Origin of the sequence: Intrasporangium sp. (assembly GCF_030452765.1) — a bacterium.
Classification (GTDB): Bacteria; Actinomycetota; Actinomycetes; order Actinomycetales; family Dermatophilaceae; genus Intrasporangium_A.
This window is the reverse complement of record NZ_JAKDLO010000195.1, coordinates 1-7,903: the sequence shown is the minus strand read 5'-3', so window position 1 is coordinate 7,903 and position 7,903 is coordinate 1. Positions and strand designations below refer to the sequence as shown.

6 protein-coding genes and 1 tRNA gene are annotated in these 7,903 nt (G+C 69.2%); 3 read left to right on the top strand and 4 right to left on the bottom strand.

Annotated features, from left to right (window positions below; all coding sequences use genetic code 11):
- Positions 1-1,577: M28 family metallopeptidase (locus tag L0H79_RS18845; protein ID WP_301486181.1), on the top strand; the 1,577-nt coding region annotated here is incomplete at its 5' end.
- Positions 1,578-2,380: 803 nt separating this feature from the next.
- Here L0H79_RS18845 and L0H79_RS18840 read toward each other — a convergent pair.
- The 3 genes from L0H79_RS18840 to L0H79_RS18830 form a co-directional block, all read right to left on the bottom strand.
- Positions 2,381-2,584 (bottom strand): hypothetical protein, encoded by a 204-nt coding sequence (locus tag L0H79_RS18840; RefSeq protein ID WP_301486180.1) that lies wholly within the window; start codon positions 2,582-2,584, stop codon positions 2,381-2,383.
- 386 nt (positions 2,585-2,970) lie between these two features.
- Positions 2,971-3,047 (bottom strand) — tRNA-Pro (locus L0H79_RS18835).
- A 37-nt stretch (positions 3,048-3,084) separates the two neighbouring features.
- Entirely contained in the window at positions 3,085-4,080 is a 996-nt protein-coding gene (locus tag L0H79_RS18830; RefSeq protein WP_301486179.1) for a metallophosphoesterase, read from the bottom strand.
- A 72-nt stretch (positions 4,081-4,152) separates the two neighbouring features.
- Here L0H79_RS18830 and L0H79_RS18825 point away from each other — a divergent pair, with 72 nt between their 5' ends.
- Complete coding sequence (locus L0H79_RS18825; RefSeq protein WP_301486178.1) at positions 4,153-4,608, top strand: GatB/YqeY domain-containing protein; 456 nt, start codon at positions 4,153-4,155, stop codon at positions 4,606-4,608.
- 74 nt (positions 4,609-4,682) lie between these two features.
- On the opposite strand, the gene L0H79_RS18820 is transcribed toward L0H79_RS18825, so the two are convergent.
- Entirely contained in the window at positions 4,683-7,163 is a 2,481-nt protein-coding gene (locus tag L0H79_RS18820) for a transglycosylase domain-containing protein (protein WP_301486177.1), read from the bottom strand.
- A gap of 280 nt (positions 7,164-7,443) precedes the next feature.
- On the opposite strand from L0H79_RS18820, the gene L0H79_RS18815 reads away from it, so the two are divergent.
- A complete protein-coding gene (locus L0H79_RS18815) occupies positions 7,444-7,752 on the top strand; it encodes a WhiB family transcriptional regulator (RefSeq protein WP_301486176.1) in 309 nt (102 codons plus the stop codon).
- The last annotated feature ends 151 nt before the right edge of the window (positions 7,753-7,903 follow it).

The window sequence follows — 7,903 nt, the reverse complement described above, 5'->3', positions numbered from 1 at the left end:
CTAGGCACGCCCCGCCCGGGCCGCCGCATACGGAGGCAGCGGTGAAAAGGAAGAAGTTCGGACTGCTGGCGGCGGGACTGGCCAGCACGGTGGCGCTGACCACCTTGCCGTCGGTCACGGCGGCCGCAGTGGACGAGGTCAACAGCCACAAGCTCCGCGAGGCGGTGACCGTCAGCGGCATCCTGGGACACGAAAGGGTGCTCCAGCGGATCGCCAACGAACACGACGGCACCCGCGCATCGGGCACGTCGGGGTATGACGCGTCCGCCCAGTACGTCAAGCGGACCCTGCGCCGGGCCGGCTACCGGGTCTATGAGCAGAAGTTCACGTTCCCGTTCTTCCGGGAGCTCAGTCCGCCCGTGCTCGAGCAGGTGTCGCCCACCCCGACCGACTACGAGACCGGCACGTTCGAGTTCTCGGGCAGCGGGGATGTGACCGGCGCGCTGGTGCCGATCGACCTGACGATCCCGCCGTCGCCCGCCCCCGGCTCCACCTCCGGCTGCGAGGCGTCGGACTTCCCGGCCGCGCCCAGCGACTCGTCGGTCGCGCTGGTCCAGCGGGGCACCTGCACCTTCGAGCTGAAGGCAGCCAACGCGGAGGCCGCCGGATACGACGCGGTGATCATCTTCAACGAGGGCCAGCCGGGCCGACAGGAGCTCGTGACCGGCACCTTGGGCAGGCCGTTCGACATTCCCGTCGTCGGGTTGTCCTTCGCTGACGCCGAGTCGCTCTACGGCCAGCTGCAAGCCGGCGACGACGTGGTGCTGCACGTTGCCACCCAGACCGACACGGACCTGAACCGCCCGACCACGAACGTCTTCGCCGAGACCAGGCAGGGCAACCCGGACAAGGTGGTCGTGGTCGGCGCTCACCTCGACTCGGTCCTTGCCGGCCCGGGGATCAACGACAACGGGAGCGGCACCGCCACCGTACTGGAGATCGCCGAGCAGATGGCGAAGCTGAACATCAAGCCCCGCCAGCAGGTGCGATTCGCGTTCTGGGGGGCCGAGGAGCCTGGTCTGCTGGGCTCCGAGCACTACGTGGCGAGCCTGAACAACCGGCAGCTGCGCCGGATCTTCGCCAACCTCAACTTCGACATGGTCGGATCGCCCAACTACGTCCGCTTCGTCTACGACGGTGACGGCTCCGACACCCCGGTCGCCGGACCTCCCGGCTCGGCCCAGATCGAGGACATCTTCACCGGCTACTTCGCCGGTCAGGGCATGGCGACCGAACCGACCGCGTTCGACGGCCGCTCCGACTATGGGCCCTTCATCGCCGTCGGTATCCCGGCCGGCGGGTTGTTCAGCGGCGCCGAGGGAATAAAGACGCCGGAGGAGGCGGCGATCTTTGGTGGCACGGCCGGCGAGCCCTACGACCCGTGCTATCACCAAGCCTGCGACACCGTGAACAACCTCAGCACCGCCGCGTTGAACGAGCTCGGTGACGCGGCAGCCCACGCGGTACTCACCCTGGCCCGCACCAGGAGCGGGTTCTTCGAGGACGGCAGCCTCCGGGCGGCCAAGCAGTACGTGGCGCCGGAGTTGCCCTATCGCGGGTCACTCGCGCAGCGTTAGCAGCGTCGGCCCTTACCACTCGACCGGTGCCGGTCAGTCATCGCGACTGGCCGGTGCCGGTCTTGGACCACCGCCCAGGACGAACAACTGCGCGTGAACCTCCTGCCGTCGCGAGCCGGTCGCATAGCTCTTGGAACAGGGCATCAACGTGCGCGGCGTGAAGCGCCGCGCCGTGCTCGCTCATGCGCGGTTCAGCGACCGGCCGGTGATGAAGATGCCCCGCTGGCGAAACGCCCGCGGGCTGTCCTGCTCGGCCTCGGCTCGGGAGATCGCGGGCACGGCGGGGAACCACTCGCTGACGCAACGCGCCGGTTCGAGCGCTCAGCTGCCACAGCCCGAGTCCTCGGCCGGGTGGTGTCGGCCTGTGGCGGGGCTGGCGCGGAGTGAACTCGTGGAACTTCGCTGCGCGCGCCTTTCGCTCCGGCGGGGCGTGCTCGACGGCCTCGCGCTTAGCTGATCCTGTGTGGCGTGTTCACAGCAATTCGCGTTGGGTGGTTCAGGCGATCATGCGGCATCTGCGACGCTGTGCGCTCGCGACCCGACCTGGTGGGTTTGCGCATTGACTGTTGGGGCTGGCTGGTGCCGCGCAGAAGGCGCATCGAGAGCTCGGCTTGGCGGGTTGTAGATGGTTGGCGCGCCCGACTTGTGCAGTGCTCCTTGATGGGACTCAGCCCCGTGCTCGTCTGGCGGGGGCCATCCCTCGTCATCAGCGCACTGGACTCGGCCGCGTTGCCGAGGTGGCAGCCCCTTCGAGTGTCGGCGGTAGGACGCTCGACTCGTGGGGGTCGGCTCGGGGCTCGGGTCTAGTTCTTGTCGCGCCCGTACTCGACTCGGATCGCCTCGAGTTGCGCCCGAGTCTCGGGGGTCGCCGCGTGCCACAGGGCGTCTCGCTCACGGAAGAGCTCTTGGAGGTCGTGCCAGCGGACGCGCGCGAATTGCGTTCGTGGCCGCTGCTTCGCGGCTGGTCTCAGGCGTTCGATCCAGCCGGGCTCGTCTGCGTGGGTCATACGTTCGAGGGTAGGCCGGCACGGGGTGAGGTGCGGGTGGTTCGGGAGGACGCTTCGATCTTAGGTCGGCGCGTCCTCTTCGCTGTGCGTGCCGCGTTTCGGGTCGGACCCGCGCCCGGGCCGCGGTCTGGTCACGCCACGGCGACGATGACGCTCGACCTGTCCTCGCACCTGTTGACCGACACCTTGGACCGGGCGACGGACCTCATGGCGGCGCGTCTGGCGGAGGCGGAGACGGCGGGCACCGAGGGCGACCGGGGGTCGAGAACGCCGACGAGCCCACCCCTGAAGGTGACGGCTCGTGATGGGCTCGCAAGCCGCATCCTTCGCTTTTGGCGATGGGGTCGCAGTGGCCACGATTGCGGCCCTGACCTGCATAAACGTGTTGGTCGGGGTGACAGGATTTGAACCTGCGACCTCTTCGTCCCGAACGAAGCGCGCTACCAAGCTGCGCCACACCCCGGTGCTGCCGTCCCGTACGGGGGCAGCACGCAGGAATGCTAGCGCAGGCGCCCGACCAACTCCGAATCGGCCTCGCCGGACGGCTGACGGGCAACCAGGGTCAGCAGCGTCGCCTCGGGACGGCACGCGAGCCGTACCGGCGCGGCCGGTGACGTCCCGAGGCCGGCCGACACGTGCAGCCACGCGGCGTCGTCCGGCGCGGCCGACGACGGGGCCACCGGCGCGCCGTGGCCGTGCCCGGCCCCGACCCACCACCTTGACAGGCCCTTGACCCGGCCGGGGTCGATGTCGCAGTTCGTCACCAGCGCCCCGTACCACGGCACGCACACCTGCCCGCCGTGCGTATGTCCCGCGATCACCAGACCAGCCCCGTCGGCGACGAACGTATCGAGCACCCGCTGGTATGGCGCGTGCGTGACCCCGATCGTCAGGGTCGCCTCCGGCGACGCCGGGCCGCGCACGAGGTCGAGCCGGTCATATCTCAGGTGCGGGTCGTCGACCCCCACGAAGTCGATGCGCATGCCCTGCGCCTGCAGTGACGCCCGCCGGTTGGTCAGCTCGACCCAGCCGCGGTCCGTCAGGCCCGACACGAGCGACTCCACCGGCAGCCGCGTCGACGGGGCTCGCTCGGGTGCCGGCCCGCGATGCCACAGGTAGCGCAGCGGGTTCTTCAACGACGGCCCGAAGTAGTCGTTCGACCCGAGGACGAAGACGCCCCGCCGGTCGAGCAGCCACTCGAACGCGTCGAGCACCGCGGGCACGGCGTCATACGAGGCGAGGTTGTCACCGGTGTCGACGACGAGGTCCGGGTCGAGGCTCGCGAGCTCCTTGACCCACTTGGCCCGCCACCGCTGTCGCGGTAGCAGGTGCAGGTCCGAGATGTGCAGCACCCGCACCGGCGGGGACCCGGGCGGCAGCACCGGCACGCTCACCCGGCGCAGCCGGAACGCGTTCCGCTCGACGAGCGAGGCCCACCCGAGCACGCCGAGCCCCGCGCCGACCGTCCCGAGCGCCGCCTTCGTCACCACATGCATGGACCTATCCTTGCGTCCCGCCCGCCCCGACGAGCAACCGGGCCATGCGCCGCCACCTGCGACAATCGGCCCATGACGACGCTCAAGGAGCAGCTCCACGCAGACCTGACCGCGGCGATGCGAGCGCGGGACACGATCCGGTCCGGCTCGCTGCGGATGGCCTTGACGGCGATCACGACCGAGGAGGTCGCCGGCACGCAGCATCGCGACCTCAGCGACGACGACGTCCTCAAGGTCCTCGCCAAGGAGGCGAAGAAGCGGCGCGAGGCGTCAGCGGCATACCGTGAGGCCGGTCGCACCGAGCTGGCCGCGCAGGAGGACGCGGAGCTCGCCGTCCTCGAGACCTACCTGCCCACCCAGCTGGGCGACGCCGAGCTGGCCGCGATCGTGCGCGACGCGGTCGCAGCGTCCGGCGCGGCGGGGATGCAGCAGATGGGCCTCGCGATGAGGGCCGCCCAGCAGGCGGTCGCCGGCCGCGCCGAAGGGGGCCGCGTCGCGGCGATCGTCAAGCAGGTGCTCGCCTCCTGACGCTGCCGCTCAGGCCTCGAGGGTATGCCGCTCAGCCCGGTCACGCAGGTTCGCGGGCCTTCGGACGGGGCCGGTCAGCGCTGCGGTGGCCACGTCGGGATCGGCCACGACGTGGGCAGCGCCCCCGGTGCCGGCCCCGCCGTGGGCAGGGCAGCTTGCCGGTTGGCCGACACCGTGGGTCGGGCAGCCGGGCGCGGCTTCGGGCGCTTCGCCTTCGGAGTGTCTGCCTTCGGGGCGTCCGCCCGCGGCTGGTCGTCGTCAGCTCCTCCGCCGCCACGCGAGGTGTAGATGGTGATGTCCGAGCCGCGGGGCGCCCAGCCCCAGGGTGAGGTGCCGGCCACGAGGCCACGGCGGACGTTCGAGGCCATCGTGCCGCCCACCGACGCGTCGAAGCCGGCATCCTCGAGAACGGCGATCGCCTGGCGGACCGACATGCCGGTCACGCCGGGGACCCGGATGTCCTTGCCCTTGGTGATCTTGTCCGACGGCTGCTTGAACTTCACATGCGGTTTGCCCTCGAGGGCACGGTTCATGATCCCCTTCCAGATCGGGGCGGCGACGGCTGCCCCGTGCATCTTCGGGATGAACTCGCCACCGATCCGCAGGTTCGTCATGAGGCGCTTGTTGCCGTCGTCCGGCGTGCCGACCCAGACCGCGGTGACCAGCTGCGGCGTGTAGCCGACGAACCACGACTCGTTGTTCTTGTCGGATGTACCGGTCTTGCCGGCGGACTGGCGGTCGCCGGCGAGCTGGTTGCGCACCCCCGAGCCGTTGGTCATGTTGTACTCGAGGAACTTGTCCGCGCCGCGGACGGCATCGGCGCTCACGACCTGCTTGCACTCGCCGGCGGGCAGGGCGAGGTTCTTGCCGTCGCGGGTCACCTTGGTGACGGCGACCATCGGGCACTTCTTGCCGTCGTTCGCGATGGTCGCGTAGGCGTGTGCGACACCCTGCGGGGACACCTCGTCGGAGCCGAGGATGTACTCGGGCGCGTACTTGCCGATCGGCTCGCCGTTGGCCTTGTGCAGGCCGAGCTTGAGCATCGTCTCGCGCACCTTGCACCCGCCGAGCTTCTGGGCGAGGGCCACGAAGGCGGTGTTCGTCGACAGCGCGGTCGCCTTCATCAGCGAGATGCTGCCCCCGCCGAACGGCGTGTCGTTGTGCACCCGCCACGGACCACCTGGACCACAGCCGTTGAACTCGCTCGGCGAGTAGACCGCCGCTGCACTGCCGCCGGCGGCCTTGGCGCGCACGGACGAGTGCGTCGTCATGCCGTTCTCCATCGCCGTGACGAGCGAGAACGCCTTTGCTGTCGAGCCGAACTGGAACCCGCCCGACCCGCCATACCTCGTGTCGAGCGCCCACGAGACTCCGGTCTTGCCCAGGCTCTGCTTCGTGACGGTGTACTCGGTGTTCTGGGCGAAGCCGAGCACGTGCCCGGTCGCATCGGCGACGTAGGCGGCCGCGCCGACGTGCGACTTGTCGCCGATCGGGACCTTCTTGGTGACCTCCTGCTGGACGATCCGCTGGATCTTCGGGTCCAGGGTCGTCGTGATGGCATAGCCACCGGCGTAGAGGTTGCGCCGCCGCTCCGCGCGGGTCTTGCCGAGCGCCGGCATCTCCATCGCGTAGTTGAGGATGAACTCGCACCAGTACGGGTAGGGCGAGGCGAGGCAGGTGCTCTTCGGGTTGGTGATCTTGAGGTCCTGCTTGATGGTGCGCTTCTTGGCGGCCGCCCACTCCTTGTCGGTGACCTTCTCCAGCTCGTGCATGCGGTCGAGCACGACGTTGCGCCGCTCGAGGGCGCGCTTGGGGCTGTGGATCGGGTCGGTGGTGCCGGGGTTCTGCGTGAGGCCGGCGAGCAGCGCGGCCTGCGAGAGGCTCAGCTTCGAGGCCGGGATGCTGAAGTAGTGCTGGGACGCGGCCTCGACGCCGTAGGCGAGGTCGCCGTAGTACACGGTGTTGAGGTAGGCCTCGAGGATCTGGTCCTTGCTCCACTTCTTCTCGAGGGTGATGGCGTACTTCAGCTCGCGGAGCTTGCGGATGTAGTTCTGGTCGACTGCGGCCTGCGCCGCCTCCTCGTCACCTCGCTGCAGGGCGCTGTACTGGAGCGAGACCTTGACGTACTGCTGCGTCAGCGACGACGCGCCCTGGCTGCCCCCGGTACGCAGGTTGGAGATCACTGCTCGCATGGTGCCCTGCAGGTCGATGCCGCCGTGCTCGTAGAACCGGTGGTCCTCGATCGCGACCTGCGCCTCACGCATGATCGGGGCGATCTGCTTCAGCTTCACGACGATGCGGTTCTGGTCCTGCGGGGTCGCGATGACGGTCTTGCCGTCGGCCGCGAGGATCTTCGACTGCTGCAGGAGCGGGCTCACGCGGAACTCGCTCGGCAGCTCGTTGAACACGTCGACGCCACCGCGGGCCAAGGCGCCGGTGGCCCCCACGGCCGGCATCAAGAGCCCGGCGAGCAGCAGGCCGAGCACCATCGCCGACGCGAGGAATGCGCCGAGCAGGCTGATGACACCGCCTATGGACGTCGTGCGTGAGGGCATGCGCTCAAGGGTAACCGAGCAGCGGGCCTGCCCCTGACACCACTCACGGTGCGGTCACAGCGCCGGAGGCCATTGTGTCAGAGGTGATTGTGTCAGAGGTCATGGCGCCACGTGGTGACTAGTCACCTCGGTTCAGGAAATGGTCCATAGAGGCTATGTCGCTTCGACCCTCTCCTTCCTAATGTCGTTTTTGGGGTTCATCGGGGATCTCGATCCGATCGGCAGCAAGCGCCACGGATCGTCGGTGCTGGGAGGCACCGAAAGGGGAGGGGAGAGAAAAATGAAGGTTGATGTCGCACGCGCGGCTTGGGACGAGGACTGGACGACCCATGCCCTGTGCACGCAACAGGACCCGGACGCGTTGTTCGTCAGGGGGAAGGCACAGCACGACGCCAAGGCGATCTGCAAGGAGTGCCCGGTCGTCCTGCAGTGCCTTGCGGAGGCTCTCGACAACCGGACGGAGTTCGGAGTCTGGGGCGGCATGACCGAGCGGGAGCGTCGTGCGCTGTTGCGCCGCCGCCCCGACGTGAAGTCATGGAGCAAGGTGCTCCGCGAAGGCCAGGAGACCGCGGCACGCCGCAGCGCCTGAGCTCGCTCGACGGGGGAGTGCGCGCGGCCGGGCTCTGCCCTGTCGCGTGTGCTCCACCGCGCGCGACCCCATCGAGAGTGCAGCAGTCCGCATCGAGAGTGCAGCAGTCCGCATCGAGAGTGCAGCAGTCCGCATCGAGAGTGCAGCAGTC

Bases quoted from the DNA above. Each gene is read 5' to 3' on its own strand.
- L0H79_RS18825 (WP_301486178.1), top strand. From the start codon at position 4,153: ATGACGACGCTCAAGGAGCAGCTCCACGCAGACCTGACCGCGGCGATG.
- L0H79_RS18840 (WP_301486180.1), bottom strand. From the start codon at position 2,584: ATGACCCACGCAGACGAGCCCGGCTGGATCGAACGCCTGAGACCAGCC.
- L0H79_RS18830 (WP_301486179.1), bottom strand. From the start codon at position 4,080: ATGCATGTGGTGACGAAGGCGGCGCTCGGGACGGTCGGCGCGGGGCTC.
- L0H79_RS18815 (WP_301486176.1), top strand. From the start codon at position 7,444: ATGAAGGTTGATGTCGCACGCGCGGCTTGGGACGAGGACTGGACGACC.
- L0H79_RS18820 (WP_301486177.1), bottom strand. From the start codon at position 7,163: ATGCCCTCACGCACGACGTCCATAGGCGGTGTCATCAGCCTGCTCGGC.